General features: G+C 31.0%; 21 protein-coding genes, 6 tRNA genes, 4 pseudogenes and 3 other annotated features. Of the genes and pseudogenes, 1 reads left to right on the forward strand and 30 read right to left on the reverse strand.

From position 1 onward, the window contains the following. Positions 1-272: 272 nt before the first annotated feature. The 12 genes from C1715_RS07805 to ytxC all read right to left on the reverse strand — a co-directional run bounded on the left by C1715_RS07805 (position 273) and on the right by ytxC (position 13,819). Positions 273-1,274, reverse strand: coding sequence for a glycosyltransferase family 4 protein (locus C1715_RS07805; RefSeq protein ID WP_102399943.1), 1,002 nt, complete (start codon positions 1,272-1,274; stop codon positions 273-275). A gap of 113 nt (positions 1,275-1,387) precedes the next feature. After that, positions 1,388-1,984, reverse strand: a complete 597-nt coding sequence (locus C1715_RS07810) for a cell division protein ZapA (RefSeq protein ID WP_102399944.1) — start codon at positions 1,982-1,984, stop codon at positions 1,388-1,390. A 120-nt stretch (positions 1,985-2,104) separates the two neighbouring features. Beyond that, positions 2,105-4,483 carry a phenylalanine--tRNA ligase subunit beta gene (gene pheT, locus C1715_RS07815; protein ID WP_102399945.1) on the reverse strand — a complete coding sequence of 793 codons (2,379 nt, stop codon included), beginning with the start codon at positions 4,481-4,483 and terminating at the stop codon, positions 2,105-2,107. A 114-nt stretch (positions 4,484-4,597) separates the two neighbouring features. Beyond that, positions 4,598-5,617: a phenylalanine--tRNA ligase subunit alpha gene (pheS, locus tag C1715_RS07820; protein WP_102399946.1), complete on the reverse strand. Its 1,020-nt coding sequence runs from the start codon at positions 5,615-5,617 to the stop codon at positions 4,598-4,600. A 134-nt stretch (positions 5,618-5,751) separates the two neighbouring features. Further along, positions 5,752-5,968: a binding site (T-box leader), on the reverse strand. Positions 5,969-6,096: 128 nt separating this feature from the next. Continuing rightward, entirely contained in the window at positions 6,097-6,879 is a 783-nt protein-coding gene (locus C1715_RS07825; protein WP_102399947.1) for a TrmH family RNA methyltransferase, read from the reverse strand. Positions 6,880-6,895: 16 nt separating this feature from the next. After that, positions 6,896-7,555: a potassium channel family protein gene (locus tag C1715_RS07830; RefSeq protein WP_102399948.1), complete on the reverse strand. Its 660-nt coding sequence runs from the start codon at positions 7,553-7,555 to the stop codon at positions 6,896-6,898. A gap of 10 nt (positions 7,556-7,565) precedes the next feature. After that, on the reverse strand, positions 7,566-8,906 hold the full coding sequence (locus C1715_RS07835) for a TrkH family potassium uptake protein (RefSeq protein WP_102399949.1): 1,341 nt from the start codon (positions 8,904-8,906) through the stop codon (positions 7,566-7,568). A gap of 149 nt (positions 8,907-9,055) precedes the next feature. Further along, complete coding sequence (rplT, locus tag C1715_RS07840; protein WP_102399950.1) at positions 9,056-9,409, reverse strand: 50S ribosomal protein L20; 354 nt, start codon at positions 9,407-9,409, stop codon at positions 9,056-9,058. A 32-nt stretch (positions 9,410-9,441) separates the two neighbouring features. Continuing rightward, on the reverse strand, positions 9,442-9,639 hold the full coding sequence (gene rpmI, locus C1715_RS07845) for a 50S ribosomal protein L35 (RefSeq protein ID WP_035287730.1): 198 nt from the start codon (positions 9,637-9,639) through the stop codon (positions 9,442-9,444). Between the two features lie 19 nt (positions 9,640-9,658). Further along, positions 9,659-10,186, reverse strand: coding sequence for a translation initiation factor IF-3 (gene infC / locus C1715_RS07850; protein WP_102399951.1), 528 nt, complete (start codon positions 10,184-10,186; stop codon positions 9,659-9,661). A gap of 17 nt (positions 10,187-10,203) precedes the next feature. Further along, positions 10,204-10,314, reverse strand: a sequence feature (ribosomal protein L20 leader region). A 62-nt stretch (positions 10,315-10,376) separates the two neighbouring features. Further along, the gene (gene thrS / locus C1715_RS07855; RefSeq protein WP_102399952.1) at positions 10,377-12,290 is read right to left on the reverse strand and encodes a threonine--tRNA ligase; all 1,914 of its coding nucleotides are present in this window, start codon (positions 12,288-12,290) and stop codon (positions 10,377-10,379) included. Between the two features lie 181 nt (positions 12,291-12,471). Then, positions 12,472-12,690 (reverse strand) — a binding site (T-box leader). 220 nt (positions 12,691-12,910) lie between these two features. Then, on the reverse strand, positions 12,911-13,819 hold the full coding sequence (gene ytxC / locus C1715_RS07860) for a putative sporulation protein YtxC (protein ID WP_102399953.1): 909 nt from the start codon (positions 13,817-13,819) through the stop codon (positions 12,911-12,913). A 299-nt stretch (positions 13,820-14,118) separates the two neighbouring features. Between ytxC and C1715_RS07865 the strand changes: the two genes are divergently transcribed. After that, positions 14,119-14,829 carry a DUF6873 family GME fold protein gene (locus tag C1715_RS07865; RefSeq protein WP_102399954.1) on the forward strand — a complete coding sequence of 237 codons (711 nt, stop codon included), beginning with the start codon at positions 14,119-14,121 and terminating at the stop codon, positions 14,827-14,829. Positions 14,830-14,960: 131 nt separating this feature from the next. Here C1715_RS07865 and C1715_RS07870 read toward each other — a convergent pair. The 18 genes and pseudogenes from C1715_RS07870 to C1715_RS07955 form a co-directional block, all read right to left on the reverse strand. Continuing rightward, a tRNA-Cys gene (locus C1715_RS07870) sits at positions 14,961-15,035 on the reverse strand. A 9-nt stretch (positions 15,036-15,044) separates the two neighbouring features. Continuing rightward, positions 15,045-15,120 (reverse strand) — tRNA-Gly (locus tag C1715_RS07875). Between the two features lie 7 nt (positions 15,121-15,127). Further along, positions 15,128-15,203, reverse strand: a tRNA-Phe gene (locus C1715_RS07880). Positions 15,204-15,208: 5 nt separating this feature from the next. Continuing rightward, positions 15,209-15,285: transfer RNA gene (locus C1715_RS07885), tRNA-Asp, on the reverse strand. An 8-nt stretch (positions 15,286-15,293) separates the two neighbouring features. Then, positions 15,294-15,369 (reverse strand) — tRNA-Val (locus C1715_RS07890). A gap of 6 nt (positions 15,370-15,375) precedes the next feature. After that, positions 15,376-15,450: transfer RNA gene (locus tag C1715_RS07895), tRNA-Glu, on the reverse strand. A 493-nt stretch (positions 15,451-15,943) separates the two neighbouring features. Beyond that, positions 15,944-16,825: an Hsp33 family molecular chaperone HslO gene (hslO, locus tag C1715_RS07900; RefSeq protein WP_102399955.1), complete on the reverse strand. Its 882-nt coding sequence runs from the start codon at positions 16,823-16,825 to the stop codon at positions 15,944-15,946. 54 nt (positions 16,826-16,879) lie between these two features. Then, a complete protein-coding gene (locus C1715_RS07905) occupies positions 16,880-17,623 on the reverse strand; it encodes a class I SAM-dependent DNA methyltransferase (RefSeq protein WP_102399956.1) in 744 nt (247 codons plus the stop codon). 173 nt (positions 17,624-17,796) lie between these two features. Beyond that, positions 17,797-18,054, reverse strand: coding sequence for an alpha/beta-type small acid-soluble spore protein (locus tag C1715_RS07910; RefSeq protein ID WP_102399957.1), 258 nt, complete (start codon positions 18,052-18,054; stop codon positions 17,797-17,799). A gap of 160 nt (positions 18,055-18,214) precedes the next feature. Further along, positions 18,215-18,523: pseudogene (locus tag C1715_RS20025) on the reverse strand (RNA-guided endonuclease InsQ/TnpB family protein); the annotation flags it as partial. A gap of 133 nt (positions 18,524-18,656) precedes the next feature. Beyond that, a pseudogene (locus tag C1715_RS20030) lies at positions 18,657-19,317 on the reverse strand (RNA-guided endonuclease InsQ/TnpB family protein); the annotation flags it as partial. After that, a pseudogene (locus C1715_RS07925) lies at positions 19,304-19,500 on the reverse strand (MerR family DNA-binding transcriptional regulator); the annotation flags it as partial. The pseudogenes C1715_RS20030 and C1715_RS07925, both read right to left, overlap by 14 nt. Before the next feature lie 482 nt (positions 19,501-19,982). After that, positions 19,983-20,537, reverse strand: a pseudogene (locus tag C1715_RS07930) (transposase); the annotation flags it as partial. A 118-nt stretch (positions 20,538-20,655) separates the two neighbouring features. Next, the gene (locus C1715_RS07935) at positions 20,656-21,621 is read right to left on the reverse strand and encodes an ABC transporter ATP-binding protein (RefSeq protein ID WP_102399958.1); all 966 of its coding nucleotides are present in this window, start codon (positions 21,619-21,621) and stop codon (positions 20,656-20,658) included. Then, positions 21,621-22,640 (reverse strand): ABC transporter ATP-binding protein, encoded by a 1,020-nt coding sequence (locus C1715_RS07940; RefSeq protein WP_102399959.1) that lies wholly within the window; start codon positions 22,638-22,640, stop codon positions 21,621-21,623. The genes C1715_RS07935 and C1715_RS07940 overlap by 1 nt, the downstream gene beginning before the upstream one ends. Before the next feature lie 16 nt (positions 22,641-22,656). Beyond that, positions 22,657-23,574, reverse strand: a complete 918-nt coding sequence (locus tag C1715_RS07945; RefSeq protein WP_102399960.1) for an ABC transporter permease — start codon at positions 23,572-23,574, stop codon at positions 22,657-22,659. 11 nt (positions 23,575-23,585) lie between these two features. Further along, positions 23,586-24,521, reverse strand: coding sequence for an ABC transporter permease (locus tag C1715_RS07950; protein WP_102399961.1), 936 nt, complete (start codon positions 24,519-24,521; stop codon positions 23,586-23,588). 78 nt (positions 24,522-24,599) lie between these two features. Then, positions 24,600-26,279: a peptide ABC transporter substrate-binding protein gene (locus C1715_RS07955; protein ID WP_102399962.1), complete on the reverse strand. Its 1,680-nt coding sequence runs from the start codon at positions 26,277-26,279 to the stop codon at positions 24,600-24,602. Positions 26,280-26,856: the final 577 nt, after the last annotated feature.

The raw sequence follows: 26,856 nt of genomic DNA on the forward strand, positions 1-26,856 counted from the left end.
TTTATCCTTAACTCTTACTTCTTAGCTCTTAGCTATTACCTACTACTTACCTGCAAATTTCAAATTATAGTTAATTTCTAAAAGAGTTTTATTTTTCATTTTAAATTTTATATTTTTATTTTATGACTGCAAAAGTTGAATTAGTTATATACAAAACTATTGTAAAAAGGCTGCTTTAATAATAGAATTTTTTAATACGCTAAACTTATAATATGATTATCCCACAAAAAGTATTACATTACTTAAATTATAAAATCAAACTTCAAATATTTTCATTTTATATTATTCAATGTATATAAATATCCTTCATATACTTTTTTAATACTATCGCTCCAATTATAATGTTTTTTTACATATTCTTTTAAAGTGTCATCTTTCTTTTTATATATAGCTTTTTCTAAAGCCTCTAGTATAGTTTTCTCCTCATAAGGATTACAATAATAAGCCATATCCCTAAAATACTCTGTAGCACATCCTTCACTGGTAGATACTATATTGCACCCACTAGCAGCTGCTTCCAATGATGACATTCCTGGTTTCTCCACAAAACTAACTAATGCATGCACCTTTGCAAATCTATAAGCATTATATATATTGTAACTGTCCATAAATCCTAGGTACACTACATTTTTATATTTTATACATCTTTTAAAATATTCCTTATTTTTAACTTTTCCAATTATAACTAATTGAACTCCTAATTTTTCACATAGTCTTGCTAACATTAGCTGATTCTTTTTAGGTGATATTCTTCCAACACAAAGTACATACTTGTTTAACTTATATCTTTCTCTAAAATTATATAATGGTATATCTTCATGCTCTACTTCTACACCAGTATACACAACCTCTACCGCATCACCACATATTCCAAATTCCCTTATAAGTAATTCCTTTTCCATATAGCTATTTGCAAATACCCTATCACAGCTTTTTAATATCTCTTCTCTATATAAATTAGATTTCTTCCATAAATTTAATTTTTCATCATCCTTTTTATACAAATAGTATTTCTCTATATCCCAATAAATAGGTGATATTACTACCGGTTTTTTAAATCCATGAGCAATTTTGTAATACTTATATATTTCACCTACCCTGGTTAAATTGAATAAATGAATAATATCATATTGTGAATAATCACTTATATGTCCATTATCTATATGCACCTGTACTCCATTTTCTTTGAGGTATTGGTAAGTTCTTAGTACCTGTTTTGAATCTCCTTCAAAATTTCTCATGTAATCTTCTCTTGTGCATAATAATACTTTCATTATGCCCTCCCCCTATTAAGTTTATCTTTTAAATATTACTATGCAAAGTAAAAAATAAATATCACAAAAAAATACTACCCTAAATCTTTTACTAATTTAGGATAGCATTTTAATCAACTACTTTTTTCTACACTTACTTTCATTTCCTTTTTAGCCTTAGCTAGGCCTATTTGGCTTTCTAAAAGCTTATTTTCCAAATTAATTATTTTGTATTTAGCAGAATGTATTTGGAATTTCAGCTCTTTATTTTCTGCCTTATACTTATTCCTATCAGCTAAATAACTTTTAGCACTTTCTTCTAGTATAGAAATCTGATCATTTAGATTTTCTATTACTTGCTCATGTTTTTCTATTTCCTTTTGATCACTACTAGAGCTTAACCTATTTTGAAGTTCAGAATTATACTCCTCCAAATGTGTGATTTGCTTTTTAAGATATTGTATTTGATCCTTTAAAAGCTCCTCATTCTTTTGAATATCCTTTGTTTTTTGAAGAAGTTCATTATATATGCCTTCTATCTTAAACCTTTCATCCACAGAATTCAATGCCGTTAATACTGCTGCAGCAGAAACACTTAACTTTTCATTGTTATCCATCAAATCCTGCATTTTGTTATCTACATAAGTAGCTACTTGCTGCAAATACTCTTGACATTCTTCACCTTTTAAGTTGTATTCTAAACCATTTATTTTAACCGTAATAGTATTCATTTAAACACCCTCTTAGATAAAGTGAATCTTATTTTTTTCAAATAATATTATCCATATTTTATTATATTGTATCATATATTTATGGTATATAAAACACTAATAAGGGTTTGCAATGAATTTTTATCTTAATTCTGCACCTAATTTATACTCTAGAGATCTAAGTATTTTATCATGAACCTTGTTAACTTCTTTATCAGTAAGAGTTCTATCCTCTAATCTATAAATTAAAGCATATGCTACACTCTTCTTGCCTTCAGGTATTTGCTTACCTTGATATACATCAAATAATCTGTAGCTTTCTAATAAGTTTCCACCTTGTTTCTTAATTATATCTTCTATTTCTTGAACTAATACCTCTTCATTTATTAAAACAGCTAAATCTCTTGTTACTGCTGGGAATTTTGGAAGTGGCTTATATTTTCTTTCTAATGCTGCATTTTTAAATAATATATCTAAATTCAACTCTGCCACATAACATCTTTCATTTACTTCATAGTTTTCGCATACATCCGGATGTATTTCACCTAAAATACCTAAACATTCTTTTCTCACATATAAAGCAGCTGTTTTTCCTGGATGGAAGGCCGTATTTTGATTTTCACGCTTAAATGAAGCTTTTTTCACGCCTAAAACTTCTAGTACATTCTCCACTACACCTTTTAAATGGAAATAATCTACCTCACCATACATTCCTATAGTAAGTATATTTCTCTCCTCTGGTAAATTATTTTCGTCTTCATTAGCTATATAAACTTTTCCTATTTCAAATAATCTAACCTTATCATTACTTCTTGTATAGTTTCTTTGCAAAGATTCCATTATAGAAGCTATGGTAGTAGTTCTCATTATACTGTAGTCTTCGCCTAAAGGATTCTTAATTGTAACAACTTTTCTAAGCTCACTATTTTCTGGTAGCAATATTTTATTAAATATTTTAGGACTTACAAATGAATAGCTTATGGATTGATTTAATCCACTAGAAATTAAAGCTTCTATAACTTTATCCTCTAGTTTTTGTCTTATATTTTTACCAGCCTTTGCAGTTTCACTAGATGGCATAGTACTCTTTACATTGTTATAGCCATATATTCTAACTATTTCTTCTGCTACATCTTCTTTTATATTTACATCAGATCTAAAAGTAGGTACTGTTATATGAAGTATATCTCCATTAATAACTGTATTTAAATCTAATCTGTCTAGGTATTCTTTCATACTTTCCTTTGGTATATTTGTGCCTAAAAATTTATTTACCCAATTATAGTCTACATCTAAAGTATGTGGCTCTGCTTTTTCGTTATATACATCTATTGTTCCTTCTAGAACTTCTCCTGCACCTAATTCTTCTATAAGGTGACAAGCCCTATTCATAGCAATCTCTACTAGGTTAGGATCTAAGTCTTTTTCAAATTTAGATGAAGATTCTGTTCTTAAAGCTAATTTTTTAGAAGAATTTCTTATATTAACTCCATTGAAATTAGCACACTCAAATATTATTTCTGAAGTGTCCTCTTTAACTTCTGAGTTTAATCCACCCATTATACCTGCTAATGCAACAGTTCTATTTCCATCCTTTATACAAAGCATACTACTATCTAATTTTCTTTCTTCTTCATCTAAAGTAGTAAACTTTTGGTCATCCACAGCTTTTTCCACAACTATTTTATTTTCTTCTATGTCTCTTCTATCAAAAGCATGCATTGGCTGACCTAATTCAATCATAACAAAGTTAGTTATATCAACTATATTGTTTATAGGTCTAACCTCAGCCTCTAAAAGTCTTTCCTGCATCCATGAAGGTGATGGCTGTATTTTAATATTTTTAACTCCTCTGGCCATATATCTTCTACAAAGCTCATCTTTAACTTCTACTTTTAAAATATCGTTTATATTTTCGCTACATTTACTAGTGTAATCTAATGAAGGTGCTTTATAACTTACACCTAAAGTAGCTGCAGTTTCCCTAGCCATGCCTAGTATGCTAAAGCAATCTCTTCTATTAGAAGTAATTTCAAAATCTATTAAAGCACTAGTCATATCGACTACTTCCTTAATATCCTTTCCTACTGGAGTGTCCTGTGGAAGTATCATAAGTCCATAAACAGGCTCATCTCCTGCTATGCCCAATTCTTCTTCTGAACAGAACATACCATTTGAAACTACTCCTCTTAATTTACCTTTTTTGATTTTAAGCCCACCATGTAATGTAGAACCATGTAGAGCTGTCGGCACCACATCCTGCTCTTTCATATTTGTAGCAGCTGTAACTATTTGTATAGGTTCTTCCTTTCCTATATCTACAGTACATATAGAAAGCTTATCTGCATCTGGATGCTTTTCTATCTTTACTAATTTTCCTGTAACAACCTTTTGTATTTCATCTCCAGTTACAATAAGCTCCTCAACCTTTGATCCTGACATAGTCAATCTATCTGCTAACTCTTTTGGTGAAACATTTATATCTACATAATCTTTAAGCCACTTTACTGGTACTAACACTCTAATCTACCTCCTATTATTAATTTCCAATCTTTTATTTGTTCCCCAATCACCACTGTCTGTTCTAGAGTTTTTAGGTAGTAATTAGATTACAAACTTCTAATGAATAATTTATTAGAATTGATCTAAAAATCTCATGTCACTTTCATAAAGAAGTCTTATATCATCTATGCCATATTTAAGCATAACCATTCTATCTAATCCAAATCCAAAGGCAAATCCACTGTAAACCTCTGGGTCTATACCACAATTTCTTAAAACCTGTGGATGAACCATTCCACAGCCTAATATTTCTATCCATCCACTGTTTTTGCATACTCTACAGCCTTTACCACCGCATACAAAACAAGTAGCGTCCATCTCTGCTGAAGGTTCTGTAAATGGGAAATGATGTGGTCTAAATTTGGTTTCCATTTCATCACCAAACATTTTTTTTACAAAAGTTTCCAGAGTCCCTTTTAAATCAGCAAAAGTTATGCCCTTATCTATTACAAGTCCTTCTACCTGATAGAAAATTGGTGAATGGGTAGCATCTAGGTCATCTGAACGATAAACCTTACCAGGAGCAATCATCTTTATAGGTGGTTTTTCATTTTCCATAGTTCTTATTTGTATAGGGGAAGTTTGAGTTCTAAGTACTACATTATCATTTATATAAAAAGTGTCCTGCTCCCCTCTCGCTGGATGGTCCTTGGGAATATTTAAAGCTTCAAAATTATAATAATCTTTTTCTACCTCTGGGCCCTCTTCAATAGCAAAACCCATAGATATAAATATATCTTTTATATTCTCCAGAGTTAAATCTAAAGGATGCCTCTTACCAACCCTTTGTTTTTTTCCTGGCATGGATATATCTATTACTTCATTTTGAAGTCTCTTTTGTTTTTCTACATTTTTTATATCCTCTGCTGCCTTAGTAATTAAATTATCTATGCACTCTCTAACCTCATTTGCTAATTTACCTACAATAGGTCTCTCTTCTGAAGAAAGTTTTCCCATGCCTCTTAAAATAGAAGTTAACTCTCCTTTTTTACCCAAATATTTTACTCTTATAGTTTCAAGTTCATCTTTACTTACAACTTTCTTTAGTTCTTCTAAAGCATTTTCTTTTATTAATTGAAGATTCTCTTTCATTTTTTTCTCTCCTTTCAATAATATCTTATACGCCAAGGTAAAATTTCCCTTGTAATGACTCCATTTGTGCATAGTACATAAGCTACATATAAACAATATAGTATGTAATATTTTGCAATAAAAAAACGCCCCTAAAAAGGGACGAATATATCCGCGGTACCACCCTGATTGACTTTTTACAAAGTCCTCTCAATATTAATAACGGTTAAATCCGCTAACCACTACTATAATTTCGCAGTTAGAACTCCGAAGTGAACTTCAATATAGAATATAATTAAAAAAAACTCTCAATCCATGGTTTTTTCTCCCTGTAAACATTTCTATATCTACTCTCTTCATCACTGTTTGTAAATATACTATTTTAAGTTCATAAATTACTATACCATAAATTCAAATAGATTATCAAGTGTACTTTTGTGTGTATATTTTAAAATCATATGAAACTATTTTAAAATATTTTGTTTTATTGTTTTAGAAATTCATTTATTCTTTTGCCTTAAAAATTCATACATCATTATAGAAGCTGCCACTGAGGCATTTAAGGATTCAGCTCCACCTGGCATAGGTATCTTAACTTTAATGTGGGACATATTTACTATTTCTTCACTTATACCATTACCTTCATTACCCACAATGAAAATCCCCTTTGAGGGTAAATCCACCTTATAAAAATCTTCACTTTCATTGTCTAAATAACTAGCTACAAGTTTAAATCCTTCACTAACCAGTTCCTTTACTATTGTTAAATCCCTATCTTGAATAACAGGTATATTAAATATAGAACCCATAGTAGAACGAAGGGTCTTATCATTGTATATATCCACAGTGCCCTTAGTAACTATAACTCCTAAAGCTCCTACTGCATGAGCTGTTCTTATTATAGTACCCATATTTCCCGGATCCTGTATTCTATCTGCTAATAAATAAATTCCTTCCTTAGAATTAATTTTAACCTTTTCATTTTTAACTACAGCTATTATTCCTTGAGGATTATCTGTATTACTTATAGACCTTAAAACCTGTTCTGATATGACTATAGCAGTTTTAGATTTTAAATTCAAATCTTCACACATTTTTTTCCATTTATTTATGCATTTATCAACAATAAATATTTGTTCTACTGTAAATGAAGATTTTATTGCTTCTTCTACAAATCTAAATCCTTCTACTAAAAAACTTTCTTTTTCTTCTCTATGCTTTTTATCTTTTAATTTTTTTACCTCTTTTATTATATTATTATCCTTACTTCTTATTATATCCAAAGTTCTGCACCTCAGCCTATTTTATTATGTTTTCTAATCTATTTATATCCTCGATGCTTCCTATAGCTACTATAATATCTCCTTCTTCTATCATATCATCTGCTGAAGGGGATATATCTATATAACTTCCTTTTTTAATAGCCATTATATTTATTCCATATCTAGACCTGACATTTAACTCTACTAAGCTCTTGCCATGCCATTCCTTTGGACTTGCTATTTCTGCTATACTATATTCTGATGAAAGTTCAATATAATCTAATATATTTGATGATACTAAATTATGGGCAACTCTAACTCCCATATCTCTTTCAGGGAATATAACTCTATCTGCTCCTATTTTATAAAGAACTTTAGCATGCAATTTGTTATTAGCCTTAGCTATTATATGTTTTACACCTAATTCCTTTGCTAGCAAAGTAGCCATAACACTAGACTGCATATTAGAACCAATGCTTACTACAGCCACATCAAAATTTTTAATTCCTAAAGCATTAAGACTATTTTCATCTGTACAATCTGCTTGAACTGCATGAGTTACTTTATCAGCTATTCCTTGTATTACATCTTCATCTGAATCTAATGCCAGCACATCATTACCTAATTTATAGAGAGTTTCGGCAACAGAAGTTCCAAATCTTCCAAGCCCTATAACTACATATTGTTTTCCACTCATAAGAACACCCCTATCCAACTAATATTTTATCTTCAGGATATTTAATAGAACTTTTCTTTTTGTTTTTAGCTAATGCCAATGCTAAAGTTAAAGGACCTACTCTTCCTGCATACATAGTCAAAGCTAAAACTATTTTCCCTATTGTTGTAAGTTTAGAAGTAAGTCCTAAAGTAAGACCTACTGTACCAAAAGCTGAAGTAGCTTCATATAACAAATACTCAAAAGGAAATCCTACTTCTGTTATTGATAAAATCATAGTTACTGTTATTACCAGCCCTAAACTTATTACTACAATAGAAAAAGCTCTATAAATTATTTCTTTATTTATTCTCTTTTTAAATATTTCCGTTTCCTCTTTTCCTCTTATAACAGAAACAACTGTCATAAGAAGTACTCCCATAGTAGACGTCTTTATACCTCCAGCTGTAGATCCTGGGGAACCACCCACGAACATTAATAATATCGTTAAAAATATACCTGCTGTACTCATATCTGCCGTAGATATGGAGTTAAAGCCCGCCGTTCTTGGTGTTACTGCTGCAAAGAACGAACTTAACATCTTTTCTAAAATACCTTTACCTTTTAAAGTTCCTGGATTGTTGCTTTCAAATAAAAACATCAGTATAGTGCCACCAACTAATAAAATTGCAGTAGCAGTAATTACAACCTTAGAATGTAATGATATCTTTCTTCTACGCTTATAATTATATAGTTCTGCCCACACAAAGAAACCTAAACCCCCTATTATTACTAGGAAGGATATGGTCATTATTACAACAACATTATTAGAATAGGGTATTAAACTATTTCCTGTTAAATCAAATCCAGCATTACAAAAAGCTGATATGGAATGGAATATACTGAAGTATATACCCTTTCCCAAACCATATTCTGGTATGAATTGTGTAGATAAAAGCAATGCACCCATAGATTGAATAAAAAAAGTGAAGAAAAGCACATATCTAGCTAGCTTCACTATACCTTGTAATGAAAAAGAATTCATAGCTTCTTGCATTACTAATCTTTCTTTTAAAGTAATTCTTTTACCAAGTATCAAAGCTATCATTGTAGCAAAAGACATAAAGCCAAGCCCACCAATTTCTATAAGCAGCATTATTACAGTTTTTCCAAAATAGGTCCAATGTGTACTGGTATTCACTGTTACAAGGCCTGTGACACATACTGCTGAAGTAGATGTAAATATACAATCTATAAAAGGTGTCCTGGTTCCACTTGCTGATGCAATAGGTAAATTTAAAAGAATAGCACCCGTCAATATAACTATTGCAAATCCAATAGCTAATATTTGTACAGGAGTAAATTTAGGTTTATTTTTTAATATTTCCGACATTATCTCACCCCGATTTTATGCCTATGAATCAATTTAAGCTAATAATTATTCTAACATTATATCATTTAATATAAGTTTGTCAAAATTCTAAAATATACTTTTATACCTTTATATAATAAAAAAATGCGACTTCATGCCGCATTTTTATATTATAAACTTTGTTTTGCTACTTCTACCAATTCAGCAAATGCCTTTGGATCATTTATAGCTATTTCAGAAAGCATCTTTCTGTTCATATCTATTCCTGCAAGCTTTATTCCATTCATAAATCTTGAGTAAGAAAGACCATTCATTCTAGTAGCTGCATTTATTCTTGCTATCCATAACTTTCTATAATCTCTCTTCTTTAATTTTCTTCCTCTATATGCATCTCTTAATGCTCTTATAACTGATTGATTAGCAACTTTAAATAATTTACTTCTTGAACCGTAGTATCCTTTTGCAAGTTTTAATACTTTTTTATGTTTTTTACGAGCATTTACCGCTCTTTTAACTCTTGCCATCTTAAAAACCTCCTTCTGCTTTAAGCTCTAAACTATAGATATGGTAATACTTTCTTCATTACTTTTTCTTGTGATTCAGATACGTATGAAGTTTGTCTTAAATTTCTCTTTGTTTTAGAGCTCTTTTTAGTTAATATGTGGCTCTTGAAAGCCTTAGCTCTCTTTAATTTTCCTGTTCCTGTCTTTTTAAATCTTTTAGCTGCGCCTCTATGAGTTTTCATTTTTGGCATACTAAACTCCTCCTCTCAATTATGCTCTTTTTGGAGCTAAAACCATAATCATGTTTCTTCCTTCTAATTTAGCTTCCTTTTCTTTTACACAAACATCTTCTAATATTTTGTAAAAATTATCTAATATTTTACGTCCTATATGTGAATAATCAGCTTCTCTTCCTCTGAATCTAACTGTTACTTTAACCTTATTTCCAGCCTCTAAGAACTTTCTTGCATTCTTTGCTTTTACTTCCAAATCATGCTCTTCAATTTTAGGACTTAATCTTACTTCTTTGACATTTATGACATTTTGCTTCTTCTTAGCTTCTTTTTCTTTCTTGGATTGTTCGTAAATAAATTTGCCATAATCCATTATTCTGCATACTGGTGGATTAGCATTTGGCGAAATCATAACTAAATCCATTTCCTTTTCCTCTGCTATAGTCAAAGCTTCTCTAGATGAAATTATTCCGAGTTGTGAACCATCATCACCTATAACTCTTATTTCTTTTGCTCTTATGTCTTCATTTACTAAGTGCTTTTTATCTTTACTAATAATATTCACCTCCTGGTGTTATTAAACATATAATAAAAGGACGGCATATGCCGTCCTTTATATATCACATTAAGTAATCATCACTTACCTTACTAGCTGTGCTGTAAGGTGAGAAACGGCTGTTTCTACTTGAAATTAAATTTTCTATTAAGTTAACAATGATATTCTACTACATTAAGGTTTTTCTGTCAACACTATATTATAAACTATTTACTTTATTATATACTTCTTCTTTTATATTAGCTATAAATTCATCTATAGTGTTAGTTCCCAAATCCCCTTCTTTTCTACTTCTAATTGCTACTTTTTCCTCTGTCATTTCTTTATCACCAATCACAAGCATATACGGAATTTTTTGAAGTTGTGCTTCTCTTATTTTATATCCTATTTTTTCATTTCTAAAGTCTGTTTCTACTCTTATACCATTTTCTTTTAGCTTAGTTTCTATTTCCTTACAGTATTCTAAGCTTCTATCAGTTATATTCATAACCTTAACTTGTACTGGAGCTAACCATGTTGGAAATGCTCCTGCAAAGTGTTCTATTAATATACCTATAAATCTTTCTATACTACCAAACACAACTCTGTGTACTGTCACAGGTCTATGCTTTTCTCCATCTGCACCTATATATGAAAGATCAAATCTTTCTGGCAATTGAAAATCTAGCTGAATTGTTCCGCATTGCCAAGTTCTTCCTATGCAATCTCTTAAATGGAAGTCTATCTTTGGACCATAAAAAGCTCCATCACCTTCATTAACTTTATATTCAAGTCCTGCTTTTTCAAGTGCAGCTCTTAATCCATTAGTTGCAGCTTCCCAGTCTTCATCACTACCCATAGAGTTTTCTGGTCTTGTAGAAAGTTCCACAAAATACTCAAATCCAAACATTTTATAAAATTCATCTATTAAATTAACTACTCCAAGTACTTCATCAGTTATTTGCTCCTTAGTCATAAATATATGAGCATCATCTTGAGTAAAGCATCTAACTCTCATAAGTCCGTGTAATGCACCAGAAAGTTCATGTCTGTGAACAAGCCCAAGTTCACCTAATCTTAAAGGTAAATCTCTATAAGAATGCATTCCATCCTTGTAAACTAACATAGCTCCTGGACAATTCATTGGTTTTACTGCATAATCTTCTTCGTCAATTTTTGTAAAGTACATATTTTCTTTGTAGTGATCCCAATGTCCTGATTGATGCCATAAAGCTTCATTTAATATTATTGGAGTTTTAATTTCATCATATCCTGCTTTTCTATGCACTTCTCTCCAGTAATCTTCAAGTATATTTCTTAAAATCATTCCCTTTGGATAGAAGAATGGGAATCCTGGACCTTCATCATGTATTGCAAATAATCCAAGCTCCTTACCAAGTTTTCTGTGATCTCTCTTTTTTGCTTCTTCTAGCATGTGAATATACTCATCAAGTTCACTCTTCTTTGTAAAAGCTGTTCCATAAATTCTTTGTAACATTTGCTTATTTTCATCGCCTCTCCAATAAGCTCCTGCCAAAGATAATAATTTTACTGCCTTTACTTTTTTTGTAGATGGTACATGAGGACCTGCACATAAATCTACAAACTCACCTTGTCTATAGAAAGAAATTACTGCATCTTCTGGCAAATCTTCTATAAGTTCTACTTTGTAATCCTCGCCTTTTTCTCTTACATATTTTATAGCTTCTTCTCTTGGAAGCTCAAATCTTTCTAATTTTAAATCTTCTTTAACTATTTTTTTCATTTCTTTTTCTATATTTTCCATTATTTCTGGTGTAAAAGAAAAATCCGCTTCAAAATCATAATAAAATCCTGTATCTATAGCTGGTCCTATAGCTAACTTAACTTCAGGATATAGTCTTTTTACTGCTTGAGCTAAAATATGTGATGCGGTATGTCTTAAAGCCCATTTTCCATCTTCATCTGCAAAAGTTGATATTTCTAAAGTACAATCTTCATTTATCTCAGTCATAAGCTCAGATTTCTCTCCGTTTATTTTAGCAGCTAAGGCTTTTTTATAAAGCGCTGGACTTATTTTCATAGCAATATCACTAACTTTGGTGCCCTTTTCTACCTCTATAACTTTTCCATCCTTTAATGTTACTTTAACCATTTTAACTCCTCCTTTTCTTTATTTATTCCGCGACTTTACTAACTTATTCTATACATGTGGTGAATAAAGATAGTTCAGCCTCTGGATGACAATTGATAAGTTTATATCAATAAACTTTTTACATTAATTATTATTTTAAAATTAAACATACTTTAACAAAAAATAATTAAACTCATCCCATAAATGGGACGAGTATATCGCGGTTCCACCCAAATTAATAATAAAATAAATCCTTATTATTCACTTGAACCCTTTAACGCTGGTGGCGGCAATGCTTACTAACTTCAGCACGCTACTCAAAGGTGGTTTTCAACAGCTCTTATTCAAAGGATCTTACAGCCTATGAATCCTTCTCTCTTAGAATAGTCTTCTGCTTACTCTTCCTTTTCACAGTATTTTAATTAATATATTGTAAATTTATTAAAGTATATTACTTTTATTTTAAAAAGTCAAGAGTTCTGAATTATTTTCGCAACTTTTTAGGTACATGAAAATAAATAACAAGTCAAAGATGCTGGTATATTTTGTATCAGACAAGGAAGCAAATTCCACCGCTAGTAGCACTATCGGTAGGTTCTGCTGACGCAGTATGACGCAAAATAGACTAGCATACTGACTTGTTATTTATTTGAATGTGCCTTACTTAATAATTTCTTGCACCATTCACATCCACTACATAGTATAACTCTGTTTTCAAACACACTTTCTATTGTATTTATGAATTCCTTATTTTTACAATTATTTATACCATGTATTACGATATTTTTAGGTGAATTAGTTACAAGCCCACTGATTATCATCTCCTCTATGCCTATTTTCTCATTAACCCCTTCTAAATAAGCTCCTTTTTTAAATTGTTTTGTAATATCCTTTCCCATATCATCTTTTATAACATATTCATCTTCATTTCCTATGAATATATGAATTTTATTTATTTTACTTTCCTGTATGCCAACATAATATTTGAGTAACTTTATAAATTCATCATATTCTCTTTCTATCATAATACTTTCAATTATTTTATCTATTATTAAACACACTTTCTTTTTAATTTCATATTTTCTAAATTGTAAATATCCTTCAATATTTATTAAAGCACTTTCTTTCATCACATTTAAAATATCTTCTTTTATTTCATTCATCCTATTAGAGAAATAAACTGCTTTTTCATCCTTTATTCCTTGAAGATTAGTAAGTATATTAAATAAGCTTATCTTTATATCCTCTATTTCTTCTTTTCCTAAAAAGAAATAATCTTCATTAAGTATGCAATCTACTTCCATGTAATAAAATTCTAATATTATAAATTGATATATAATTTCCATTAAATTAAAATAAACAATATCAATTTTTTCCTTAGGTATACCTTCAATATCCGAAGAAAAAATTTTTAATATAGTAAATTCTTTATCTGCCTCCTCATATATTCCTATATTTATATTTTTATGCTTTAAATTCTCCTCAAGTTCATTTATATTGTATACAAATTCTTTGTTCTCTGTTTTAAATACTATTGTAAGTAATAACATTATAATCACCCACTTTCATTATAGTGAGAATATTTTTACTTAACTGTAATTCATAATTTTCAATACCACTTTAACTATAATACTTTTTAATGTAAAATTTAAAATGCATGTAAAAACTTCTAAATAGATTTTATGATTAATTTTCAATTTTAAATTCTATTTTTTTTAATTTTGTAGTTGTATATTATGAATTGCAGTTACTCAAACTTTTCCTTTACAAATTTAATCCTTGTGATAATATAAGTTATAAATTTATATTTTACAAAATAAATTCATTTATGTATGAAAAGGTGATTTTTATGAAAAAATTTATTATTGTGGATTTTAGAATAAATACAGATGAAAAAAAACATTTAGAAAAACTAGGTTATGAAACCCTTTGTTGCCCTCCTAGCCAAGCACTATACAATGCGGTATGTGGGCATCCTGATATGCTCTTACACTTTTTAAAGGAAGACACTATAGTAGTACATAAAGATATTCCTTTGAACTTTATAAATATTCTAGAAAAAATGAACATTGAAGTTGTATTGTCAAAAAACTCTCTTAAAGAAAATTATCCTTACGATATTTGTTTAAATGCAGTTAATATAGACGATATATTTGTTCATTATACAAAGTATACAGATCCTGCCATAATTAATAATTTATACGGCAAAAAAATTTTAAATGTTAAACAAGGATATACTAAATGTTCTACTGCAATTATAAATTCCAATGCTTTTATAACCTCCGATCCTTCTATTAAAAATGTACTATTAAAAGAAAATAAAGATGTACTATTCTTGCCACCAGGTCATATTAATCTACCTGGTTTAAACTACGGATTTATCGGAGGAACTTGCGGTCTGTTAGAAAAAGATATTTTAGCCTTTTATGGCGATTTAAATTATTATAAATATGGAAAAGACGTCATGAATTTTTTAGAAAAGCATAATGTTAAACCTATTTTTCTTAGAAAGGGACCCCTAGTTGATAGAGGAAGCTTGTTTAGTGGGCTAGTGGGCTAGTGGGCTAGTGGGCTAGTGGGCTAGTGGGCTAGTGGGCTAGTGGGCGAGTGGGCTAGTGNACCTTAACTGGACCCCTAGCACACTGGCACTCTATCCACTAAAAAAGAACTATGCTACGCATAGTTCTTTTTTGGAGGCGCCACCCGGATTTGAACCGGGGAATGAAGATTTTGCAGACCTTTGCCTTACCACTTGGCCATAGCGCCCTATTTAATTGGAGCGGAAGACGGGACTCGAACCCGCGACATCCACCTTGGCAAGGTGGCGCTCTACCAACTGAGCCACTTCCGCATGTTACTGGTGGCTGGACCAGGAATCGAACCAGGGACACGAGGATTTTCAGTCCTCTGCTCTACCGACTGAGCTATCCAGCCTAATATGGCGACCCAGAAGGGACTCGAACCCTCGACCTCCGGCGTGACAGGCCGGCACTCTAACCAACTGAGCCACTGGGCCATATTATGTGGTGGGCACAACAGGGCTCGAACCTGTGACCCTCTGCTTGTAAGGCAGATGCTCTCCCAGCTGAGCTATGCGCCCACATAATGGTGACTCCTAGGGGAATCGAACCCCTGTTACCACCGTGAAAGGGTGGTGTCTTAACCGCTTGACCAAGGAGCCAAATTATTTATCAACGCTTTTTTCATTCTAGTCTGCCGCGCTGACAAATAATATAATACAAGATTATTCTCCATATGTCAACATATTTTTTTAAAACTTTTTAGCTTTTTTTAAAATTCCTTTTAATTTCTTCTCTAATTAATAGGATAGCCNGCGAGTGCTTCAATTAACTCGCATATTTATAATACACAATTTTTAATAACATGTCAACCTTAAATTGACTCCATAGCAGCAATTATTTTAATAATACATCGATTTTCTTCCATATATTTCGTTTTTCTTTTTACTACTATAAAATACATATAATATACTTAACACCATTTTATGATTTTTCATTAAGTGATAAGTAAAGGAATATCTACCACAAAGATATATATTCCTTACTATAACTCTATGAACCACTTCAAATGTTTACTTACATAAAGTTTTTCTAAACCTTGCGAAGAACCGCCTCTTAGATCCTAGCTCTAAATTTTCATCATCAGCTGTCACATTAAATACTATGTTTTAAAAGCTTTCCAATGTCCTCATGTGTAAATTTATATTTTTCATTACAAAACTGACAAACCAATTCCTCTTCTTTACCTTCATCATATATTTCCTTTAAATCTTTTTTTCCTATACTTATTAATGCTTTTTCCACTTTTTCTCTTGAACAATCACATTTATATTCTGGATGAATTTCTTCTAATATTTTAAGATCCATGTCTTCAAATATCAATTGTAAAATTTCTTCTATGGTTTTCCCATCTGAAAGTAGTTTACTTATTGGTGGAACCTCTTGTAATCTATAAGTTATTAAATCTGCTAAAAGTTCATCTGCATTAGGCATCATTTGAATTATAAATCCTCCTGCAGATTTTATACTTAAGTCCTTATCCACTAAAACTCCTACTGCCACTGCAGATGGTGTTTGTTCTGACACAGTAAAGTAATATGCTAAATCATCCCCTACTTCTCCTGTATATATAGGCACTTGACCTACATAAGGTTCTTTTAATCCCATATCCCTTATAATCAGTAATCCTCCATCTTTACCTATTGCTCCACCTATATCTAGTTTTCCTAAATTATTTGCAGGCAAATCTACTTTAGGGTTTCCTATGTACCCTTTCACATGTCCATCACTATATGCAGTAACGACTATACCTTTTGCTGGCCCTTTTCCATCTATTTTAAGTGTTAAACTATCCTTAGGAGACTTTAACATGGTTCCCATCAAACTTCCGCAGGTAAGCATTCTTCCATAAGCAGCTGATGCAGTAGCTGCACACTCATGTATTTTCGTTGCCTTGCTTACAAGTTCAGTAGTATCTCCTCCTATTATTCTTACTTGACCATCTTTAGCCACTGCCCTAACTATTTTATCTGCCATATTATCGCCTTCGATAAAGTTCTCAAAGGCTTCCTCCCTTCATAGTAATAATTCTTATATTTTTTTCTTAACTACATAAACTATTCTTTCTGTATCCTTTTTTATTTTATCATAAATATAATTATCATATTTATCTATTACACATAATCCTGTACTATTTAAAAATCTTTCAATACTTTCTTCTTTATATGCCCTCTCCACATGATTTTCATCAAATCTACTATATACTTGTCCATCTCTAATAAAGAAAGTGAGGTACATATCAACAATATCTTTTTCAAGTATATTCTCCCATACATAAAAAACATCATCACTATCATAGGTGAATACATTATTCCCCAGCACTTCTGTTAATTTATAGTAGGAATTTATATCAAATATAAATATTCCTTCATCTTTTAATAAAGAGTTTACTCCCTTAAAATAATCTAACATTTGATTTTCTTCTAATAAATAATTTGTTGAATCTAAACAACAAGTAATCAAATCAAATTTTCTATTAAGCTGTAATTTACTTATATCTTGGCATACAAAATTTGCTTTAATAGCTTTATTTCTCATTTTTTCTTCTGCTTCCATAAGCATATCTGTTGATAGATCCACTGCCCATACTTTATTGAAAAATCTTCCTACTTCTTTAGTCATATTTCCAGTACCGCAGGCCAAATCTAAATAATCTTCATATTTAATATTATTTTCTTTACAAATTTCTATTATTTTATTACACCACTTTAAATAATCTATATCCTCGTTTATAAGTTCATCATATATATGTGCAAATTTTTTATAACAATCCATAAATCTTCCCTTCATTCTTTCATGTGTTTTATTGCATAATCGTATATATATAATACAACATAGCGGAATATTAGTAAAATAGTTTTATTTTCAATAATAGAAATTATAGTATTACATCCATTATTTATTCTTATTATTTTAATAATCCTTTCTACTATTATTTTGGGTGAGTATTATCGTAATCCTTTTTTTATAATCTCTTCATTTTTAGGTAAATTGAATTTTCTCTTACGCCTTGTCATTATGCCACCTATTCTTCCTGTTTCTTCTGCTGTGAGACCTGCCCAACCATATTTATCCACCTTTTCTTTAAGTCCTAATTCCTCAGCTATTTCATATTTCATATCTTCTCTTATTTTTTCTAATGGAGTTAATTCCTTTTTAGCTTTTAATTTAGATTTTATTATTTTCTTCAAAGGTGTTTTGCCCATTCTATCGCCCTGCTACTCAAAACATGGTCAAATGTATCCATATTGAGATTGTTACTGCTTCAACGTACTCTGTCTTGCCTAAGCTACTACAGTTTGTATAGTACTCCACAGTCGTTAATTCCCCAAATAGCCTTGGGTACACATATAAGTGCTTGTTTAATTAAGCTATCTTATATTCTTTAGCATTGGCTAAATTGATTGAAGCATTTAAATCTCTATCAATAGAAAGCCCACAACTGCATTTGTAAACTCTATCAGATAGTTTTAAATCTTTCTTATATGCTCCACAACAGCTACACACTTTACTACTTGGATAGAATCTATCAACTATTCTTACTTCAATATTATTTTGTTTGGCCTTTAAAATAAGCTTAGTTCTAAATTCATAAAACTTTTGCCCAGCAATTGCCTTTGCTAAATGCCTATTCTTCATCATTCCACTTACATTTAAATCTTCAATAGTTATAAACAGAACTCTTAGCTTCAGATGGAGTTTTTACTCCATCTGAAGGTTAGAGATCGTTATCCAGGGACGTAGCTGCCGTTATCTCCCACTTTGTTAGAAGTGGGAGTGTTACGGCAGGTAGTCATCGGATAAAACTTGGTTTTTGTTTTATTAACTCATTCACTGTTTTATTTATATAATCAGTTCTTATATTTGTAAGTCTTTGATGAAGTTTTTGTACCTTGACTATTTGTTTTTGGATATTTTGACGAGTAGCTTCTCCTTTCTCTTTTTTATTTCTTAATTTTAAACTTTCATATTTTCTTGAAAGCTTTCTTTGCTCACGTTTTAGTTTCTTTTCTGCTTTTTTAACTGTTTTAGTTTTGTTAATATTCTTTTTAGATAAACCATTATTACAAATTGCAAAATTCTTTAGTCCAAGGTCTACGCCTATTCCTTCTGAGTAAGGTTTATTATCTACTTTAATAGCTTCTTCAACTAAAATTGAAACAAAATATCTATCTGCTTTTTGACTTACTGTACCACTTTTAACCATAGAGTTAACTGGAATGTATCCAAATTCTTTTAATCTAATCCAACCTAAAGTTGGTACTTTAACTCTATGTCTTTCAATAGTCCAATCTGTTTTATTATTCTTTGGAAAGTAAGCTTTAACATCTTGATTTTTCTTTTTCGTAAACTTCTTTATTATGAGCAATATAAAAATTGTATATAAACCTACTTACACCAATAGTTTGATGAATTTTAGTTATCTGTTCTTCTGTTGGTTTAATCTCTATTTTGTATGCTTTTTTCAACTTCTTCATCTTCCTTTATCTTTTTCTTATATTTTCTTTGTATTGCTCATAAGTATAATATCTCCTATTTGTTGGTGTTCTAAATGCTTTTAATATTCCTTCGTTATCCCATCTTTGTAATGTTCTAACTGATACATTAATTAATTCTGCAAATTCATTTGGTTTATAGTTATTATTTTTCAAATGTACTCACTTCCTTTCTGTAAGTACATTTGTATATACTTTTAGTAACTAAAGATATCCTCCTGTAAAATATACAACTTTTATTTCAAATGCATATGTTACATATTATTATTAACACCTGAAGAAATTATATTCATATCTATATAAACGAAACTTTGTAACCTATAATAAACGGTTGTTGTTTTTAATTTATTCAAATTTCGTAATTATAAAATAAAAATTGAAAATTATTGTTCATCGGGCTAGAAATAAAGTGTGAATTAGTAACATAAACAAAAAGGGGCTGTCGCATTAGCATAAAAAACATGCTAACGCGGCAGCGTTTTTTTGTGTTTCATATAAAATTTAATGATATTTTAACCCCCAATAAACTTGATAATTAAAAAATGATGCACTTTAATAAGCCTTTGATATTAAGGCTTATTTTGATTTGCGAGTTTTTAAAATTTTAAAATTAAGCACCCTTAAGCATACAGTTCTTAACATTCAGCTACGAAATCAGCCAATTTAGAAAGTAGCCTCTCAAAATTTTTTGAAACTGCTTTTTTCCAAACGAAAGTATACTTATTAGCACATGCCTCTATCTTTGTACCATCAATAAATATAGCATCTCCTAATATTTCTCCAGTCTCATAAAGAAAATTTGTCATTTCAGCCATAATTGTTTCTGAACAGGGAGCAAAGTGAAGACTACGAAATCTTGCAAAAGTAGAATGATCTGGTACTGGTGAACCTTCTAAAAGATACATGAAATTTACATCTCTTTTGCAGGAGGTCTCCATTTGCCTAGAAGAATAGCTATGATTCATATAAGAATAAAGTACAATCTTCAGCATCTGACGAGGCGTAGCCTGATTTTCCCTTAATCGGGAATAAGTCGAATATAAATCTGTTAAATCCATCTCCTCTACAAATTGACTTAGCAAACGCACCGAATCATTATTTGGAATCATGTACTCAATATTTAGTGGAAGTTTTAGTTGATAGTTTCCACGATTTGAAGTATAATTTTTATGTAAATTAATGTATTTGGTCATATGTTAATTTTACCATAAGTCTTTCACTCTTCCGAGTGGGAGATTTATTTTTTATGCAAAAAAGCTGTCGCACTATTTTTTAGTGCGACAGCCCCTTTTTATAAAATTCACGCACCTACTAGTCAAATAAGTGGCATGCTACATAATGTTCTTTTTCTATTTCCTTTAGCACTGGAGTTTGCTCGTGACATATTGGCTTTGCATATCTACATCTCTCAGCAAATCTACATCCTGGCTTTGGATTAATAGGACTTGGAACTTCGCCTTCAAGTTTTATTCTTTGCTTACTTCTTTCTATTTCCGGATCTGGAATTGGAATTGCTGAAAGCAATGCTTGAGTATATGGATGAAGTGGTTTTGAATATAAGTCATGGCTACTTGCAAGTTCTACTAAACATCCTAAATACATAACACCAACTCTATCAGAAATATGTTTAACCATTGAAAGGTCATGGGCTATAAATAAGTAAGTTAAGTCAAATTCCCTTTGCAATTGTACAAGTAAGTTAACTATTTGAGCTTGTATAGAAACGTCTAGAGCTGATATAGGCTCATCACAAACTATAAATTCTGGCTCAATAGCTAGAGATCTTGCTATACCTATTCTTTGTCTTTGTCCACCAGAGAATTCATGAGGGAATCTTGTAGCGTGTTCTTTATTTAGTCCTACAAGTTGTAGCAAATGATATATTCTATCCATTCTTTCTTTTCCTGTATATAAAGCATGGATATCTATTCCCTCTCCAATAATTTCACCAACGGTCATTCTTGGATTTAATGAGGCATATGGGTCTTGAAATATCATTTGAGCTCTTCTAGTGAATGCTTTCTTTTCAGTTTTATTTAACTTATGAATATCTATTCCATCAAATAGTACTTCTCCGCCGGTAGCTGCATACATTCCCATAACAGTTCTTCCACAAGTGGTCTTACCACAACCAGATTCACCAACTAAACCTAAAGTTTCACCTTTTCTTATGAAAAAGCTCACATCATCTACCGCTTTTAAATCAGCATTTTTTCCTACATGGAAATACTTTTTAAGATTTTTTACTTCTAATAAAACTTTTGCATCTTTTTCCATTACTTAACACCTCCTGCCTTTATAGGACTTTCTACCTTTGGTGCAAGTGGATGATTTAACCAACAAGCAACTTCATGTGTTTCACTAAGTTTAGTTACTTGAGGCATTTCCTCTCTACATATAGGCATACAATATTCACATCTTGCAGCAAACGGACATCCTACAGGTGGCTGTATAAGATCTGGTGGTGTTCCATTTAATGAATAAAGTTCTGCTTTATTTCCTAGGTCTAGTCTTGGAACAGATCTTAAAAGTGCCCAAGTATATGGATGTTGTCCATTATAGAATATCTCATCTTTAGTTCCTCTTTCTATAATTTGACCAGCATACATAACTTGAATTCTATGAGCAACATCAGCTACCACACCAAGGTCATGAGTAACTAATATAACTCCTGTACCTAATTTATCTTGCAAATCTTTTATAAGATCCATTATCTGAGCTTGAATAGTAACATCTAGAGCTGTAGTAGGTTCGTCAGCTATAAGAATCTTTGGATTACATGCAAGAGCTATAGCTATCATAGCTCTTTGTCTCATACCACCTGAAAATTCATGTGGATATTGTTTTGCTCTATTTTCAGCATTTGGAATATTAACTAATTTAAGCATTTTTACAGCTTCAGCAAAAGCTTCATGCTTATTCATTCCTCTGTGTATTTGTAAACTTTCTGCAATTTGCCTTCCTACAGTCATAGTTGGATTTAAAGAAGTCATAGGATCTTGGAAAATCATACTAATTTCTGCTCCTCTAAGTTCTCTAAGCTCCTGTTGTGACATTTTTAATACATCTTTACCATCAAATTGTATAACTGAACCTTCTTTTATTTCTGAAGGTGGTGTTGGAAGTAATCTCATTATAGCTTTAGATGTTACAGATTTACCACAACCAGACTCTCCAACTACTGCCAAAGTTTCACCTTTGTTAAGTTCAAAACTTACCCCTCTTACTGCTTGTACTTCCCCATTATAAGTATGAAATGATACTCTTAAATCTTTTATATCCAGTATTTTTTCCATCGATTATTCCTCCCTCTTATTGACGTAGTCTTGGATCTAATGCGTCTCTTAATCCGTCGCCTAATAGGTTAAATGATAACATTGTTAAACTTATCATTAGTGATGGGAAGAAAAGTTCATGAGGGTAGAACATTAAGTTTTGCTGTGCTGCTGATGCTAGAGCACCCCAACTTGTATTTGGTGATTGAACTCCAAGTCCTAAATAACTTAGGAAAGCTTCAGCAAATATAAATCCTGGCACGTCAAATGTTATTGCAACTATTATAATACCCATTATATTTGGTATTAAGTGTTTAGCTATTATTCTTGATGAACTTGCACCTAAAGTTTGTGCTGCAAGAACATATTCTTGTTCTTTAACTGAAAGTATTTGTCCTCTTACAAGCCTTGCCATACCAACCCAACCGGTGATAGTCATAGCAACAACCAAAGATAATACTCCTTTTCCCATTATTAAAGATATTAATATAACTATTATTAAATATGGTATACTTGATAATACTTCTACTATTCTCATCATTATATCATCAACGATGCCTCCGAAATATCCAGACACACCACCGTAAATAGAACCTACTACCACGTCTACTAAAGTTCCTAGTAAACCTATTAATATAGAAATTCTACCACCTTTCCATACTCTAGCGAAAAGGTCTCTTCCTAATTCATCAGTACCAAACCAATGTTCAGCATTTGGTTTCATATTTATTATTGAAGAGTTTGTTGCTTGGTAGCTATGTTTAGTCAAAAATGGTCCAATTATACACATAATTGCTAATATAGCTAATATTATTAAAGACAAAATTGCAATTTTATTTTCTTTTAATCTTCTCCAAGCATCCTGCCAGTAAGTCACATTGGGTCTTAATATTTCTTCGGAATCGAAATTTTCACATCCCATTATCTGAAACTTTTCTTTAGACAATTCAGCCATAACCTTACCTCCTATCTGCTTTCACCATCTATTCTTATTCTTGGGTCAACTACAGAATATAGTAGATCAACTACTAACAATGCTACTATAAACAACGTTGCCATAAATATTGTTTGTCCCATTATCATAGTATAATCTCTGTTGTTTATAGATTCAACAAAGTTAAATCCTATTCCTGGAATTGCAAATATACTTTCTGTGATGAAAGCTCCTCCAAATAGACCAGCTATTTGAGGTCCTAAAAGTGTTATAGCAGGTAATAATGCATTTCTCAAAACGTGTTTCCATACCAATGCAACCCTAGAAACACCCTTTGCCTTTGCAGTTAATATATAATCCTGTCCAATTACATCTAGTACACTGGTTCTCATATACCTAGCATAGGTAGCTATAGTACCAAAACTCATACCTATAGTTGGTAATATTGTGTGCTTAAATGTTCCCCAACCTGTTGTTGGTAGCCATTGTAATTTTACTGTAAAAGTATACTGTAATAGCGCAGCTAAAACGAATACCGGTAATGCTATACCTATTATAGCTACAAACATAACTAAATAGTCTACCCAAGTATTTCTATGAAATGCTGCAATAATTCCTAATGTAATTCCTATAACAAGTCCTAATAAAAGTGCTTGTCCTCCTAATTTAGCTGATGTAGGAGCATATTCTTTTAATGTTCCTGTAACGCTTCTTCCTGGGTAAGTTAGAGATTCACCAAAATCTCCTTTTAATACAAGTCTCTTCATAAACCTTCCATACTGAACTATAGGCGGTTGATCCAACCCATATTTAGCATAGAAATTCTTTCTAATTTGTTCTGGTAAGTTTCTTGCCATACTTGCTAGCGGATCCCCTGGAACTGCATGAATAAGCATAAAAGTTATAGTAATGATGATCCAAAGGGTAACTAGCATGTAGCCAATTCTTTTTAAGATATACCTTAGCATTTTCATCCCCTCCACATAATATAAAAATAAAGTTTACCACAGCAAAGCCAAGGCTTTGCTGTAATAACTTTTTATAAACTATTTATCTCTTCCTTGTGTATATGCGTATTTTATATCACCTGTTCCAAATAGAGGACTCATTAAATTCTTCACATATTTAGCTCTATATGTATTTCTTCTTTGATAAATTGTTGGAGCTATAACAGCTTCATCACTTAATAGAATTTTTTCTGCTTCTTTATATGCCTCAAGTCTTTGTTTTTCATCCATTGTAGATTGAGCTTTCTTGATCAATTCATCATATTTCTTGTTAGACCATCCATTTTGTACAACGCCTGCTCCAGTTACCCACATATCAAAGAATGTATTTGGATCATTGTAGTCTCCTGTCCAAGCTGCACCAGCTACTTGATAATCTAATTCATCTGTTCTCTTTTGGAATACTGGCCATTCAGCATATTCTGCTTTTACATTAACACCCAATACTTTTTTGAACATTTGTTGTTCATATTCAGCATAGGTTCTTTGCCATTGGCTTGTACCACTTTCAAGTACTTTTACTGATAATTTAGTTGGATCTGGATCCATTCCAAGTTCTTTTAATCCTTTTACTAGTAATTCTTTAGGATCTTTATTTTCTGCAGCCAATTTTTTAATTGGTTGTTCTCCAACTGATTCTCTGAATTCTTTTCCAGCTATTTGTAATGATGGTGGACACCATCCATAAGCAGCTTCAGCTACACCATGGAATATTACATTTGCCATATCCTCTCTTGTTATTGCAAGTGAGAATGCTTTTCTTACATTAGCATTGCTAAACAATTTATCTTTAGTATTAAAGAATGTATAATTTGTCGTTGGAACGTATCCTTTTATATTTTGGAACTTTCCAGTAGCATCAAATTTCTTTATCCATTCTGGTTTAGTTACTCCTGCTGAATCCAATCCTCCATTATATAATGAATTGTACATTGCATTTTGATCTTTTATTATCTTATAAGTAGCTTTAGATAATTTAACTTTATCTTTATCCCAATATTTTTCATTTTTTTCTAAAACCACTTGATTTTGATGTGTCCATTCTTTTATAACAAAAGGTCCACAGAATACCATTGTATTTGCTTCTGAACCATACTTTTCTCCTGCTTTTTCAATAATATCTTGTCTTTGTGGGTGCATTACTTTAAAATAAGTTAAATCCACAAAATAAGCACAAGGTTGTTTTAATGTTATTTTTAAAGTCTTGTCATCTACTGCCTTTACACCTACTGTATCTGCAGCAACTTTTCCTTTATTAAATTCATCTGCATTCTTAATAGGTGATAACAAAAATGCATAAGTTGATCCAGTTTTAGGATCTAAAGTTCTTTTTATTCCATATTCATAATCCTTAGCTGTAACCTTTTTTCCATCTGACCATTGATAGTCTCTTAAATGGAATGTCCACTCTGTACCATTTTCGTTATGTTCCCATTTTTCAGCACCAGCAGGTTTGATAACATCCTTTCCATTTTCATCTTGTTCAATCCTTGTAAGTCCTTCCATAACTTGTGTAAGAATCACTGAAGAATATGTATCAGATCCCTTTGATGCATCTAGAGTTTTTGGTTCTGCTTGCAACACCAAGTTTAAATATTGATCCTTATCAATTTTTGAACTAGATGCACTATCCTTACTTCCAGAACCGCAACCAATTAGTGCAGTTGACGCAACTACACTAGCTGTTAATAATAAAGCTAACATCTTCTTGCTTTTCACTTTTAAGTTCCCCCTTTAATATGGTTTATATATATATTTTTTGCAGTTTATATTTTAATAATGTAGCATAAAGCTACCTTATTTCTATATTATATCTATCTATGTACTATATTTTTCCTTTAAATAAGTATTATATATATATTCAATTTCAGTTTATAAAATTCCTTCTTGAATTGTACTTTTATTTGAATTTCATTTAATCTTTGAAATTTTTAGTCAATTGATACTATTTTTTAAAACCATTTCAACAATTTCAATACCACAAGAATAAAATTCAAACCTCTAGATCATATATTAGAAATTTAAAAAACAATTAGAAATTTGAATTTAGATTAACGTCTTTTTTCATTTTTTACATATTATCATAATTTTTTTTAAATGTCAAATTCACACTTTACTTTTGTAAAGCTATACACATGTATTTATATTCATACTGATTCATAAAGAATTTAGATAGGTTTAGTGATTTCTTAATGTGGATATACTTATATTACCTAAGCTTATACGGATTTTCATTCTGTTTGCATATAAAAAACACTTTCATCTTTCAGTATTTATAAAGAATATTAATTCAATG

The organism is Haloimpatiens massiliensis (assembly GCF_900184255.1).
Taxonomy (GTDB): Bacteria; Bacillota; Clostridia; order Clostridiales; family Clostridiaceae; genus Haloimpatiens; species Haloimpatiens massiliensis.

Excerpts from the sequence above, each read along its gene's own strand:
- C1715_RS07905 (WP_102399956.1), bottom strand. The coding sequence starts at position 17,623 with ATGGATTGTTATAAAAAATTTGCACATATATATGATGAACTTATAAAC.
- C1715_RS07910 (WP_102399957.1), bottom strand. The coding sequence starts at position 18,054 with ATGGGCAAAACACCTTTGAAGAAAATAATAAAATCTAAATTAAAAGCT.
- C1715_RS07940 (WP_102399959.1), bottom strand. The coding sequence starts at position 22,640 with ATGGAAAAAATACTGGATATAAAAGATTTAAGAGTATCATTTCATACT.
- pheS (WP_102399946.1), bottom strand. The coding sequence starts at position 5,617 with ATGAAAGAGAATCTTCAATTAATAAAAGAAAATGCTTTAGAAGAACTA.
- C1715_RS07835 (WP_102399949.1), bottom strand. The coding sequence starts at position 8,906 with ATGTCGGAAATATTAAAAAATAAACCTAAATTTACTCCTGTACAAATA.
- ytxC (WP_102399953.1), bottom strand. The coding sequence starts at position 13,819 with ATGTTATTACTTACAATAGTATTTAAAACAGAGAACAAAGAATTTGTA.
- thrS (WP_102399952.1), bottom strand. The coding sequence starts at position 12,290 with ATGGTTAAAGTAACATTAAAGGATGGAAAAGTTATAGAGGTAGAAAAG.
- rplT (WP_102399950.1), bottom strand. The coding sequence starts at position 9,409 with ATGGCAAGAGTTAAAAGAGCGGTAAATGCTCGTAAAAAACATAAAAAA.
- C1715_RS07830 (WP_102399948.1), bottom strand. The coding sequence starts at position 7,555 with ATGAGTGGAAAACAATATGTAGTTATAGGGCTTGGAAGATTTGGAACT.
- C1715_RS07950 (WP_102399961.1), bottom strand. The coding sequence starts at position 24,521 with ATGCTAAGGTATATCTTAAAAAGAATTGGCTACATGCTAGTTACCCTT.
- rpmI (WP_035287730.1), bottom strand. The coding sequence starts at position 9,639 with ATGCCAAAAATGAAAACTCATAGAGGCGCAGCTAAAAGATTTAAAAAG.
- hslO (WP_102399955.1), bottom strand. The coding sequence starts at position 16,825 with ATGGCAGATAAAATAGTTAGGGCAGTGGCTAAAGATGGTCAAGTAAGA.
- C1715_RS07805 (WP_102399943.1), bottom strand. The coding sequence starts at position 1,274 with ATGAAAGTATTATTATGCACAAGAGAAGATTACATGAGAAATTTTGAA.
- C1715_RS07945 (WP_102399960.1), bottom strand. The coding sequence starts at position 23,574 with ATGGCTGAATTGTCTAAAGAAAAGTTTCAGATAATGGGATGTGAAAAT.
- C1715_RS07810 (WP_102399944.1), bottom strand. The coding sequence starts at position 1,984 with ATGAATACTATTACGGTTAAAATAAATGGTTTAGAATACAACTTAAAA.
- C1715_RS07865 (WP_102399954.1), top strand. The coding sequence starts at position 14,119 with ATGAAAAAATTTATTATTGTGGATTTTAGAATAAATACAGATGAAAAA.
- C1715_RS07935 (WP_102399958.1), bottom strand. The coding sequence starts at position 21,621 with ATGGAAAAAGATGCAAAAGTTTTATTAGAAGTAAAAAATCTTAAAAAG.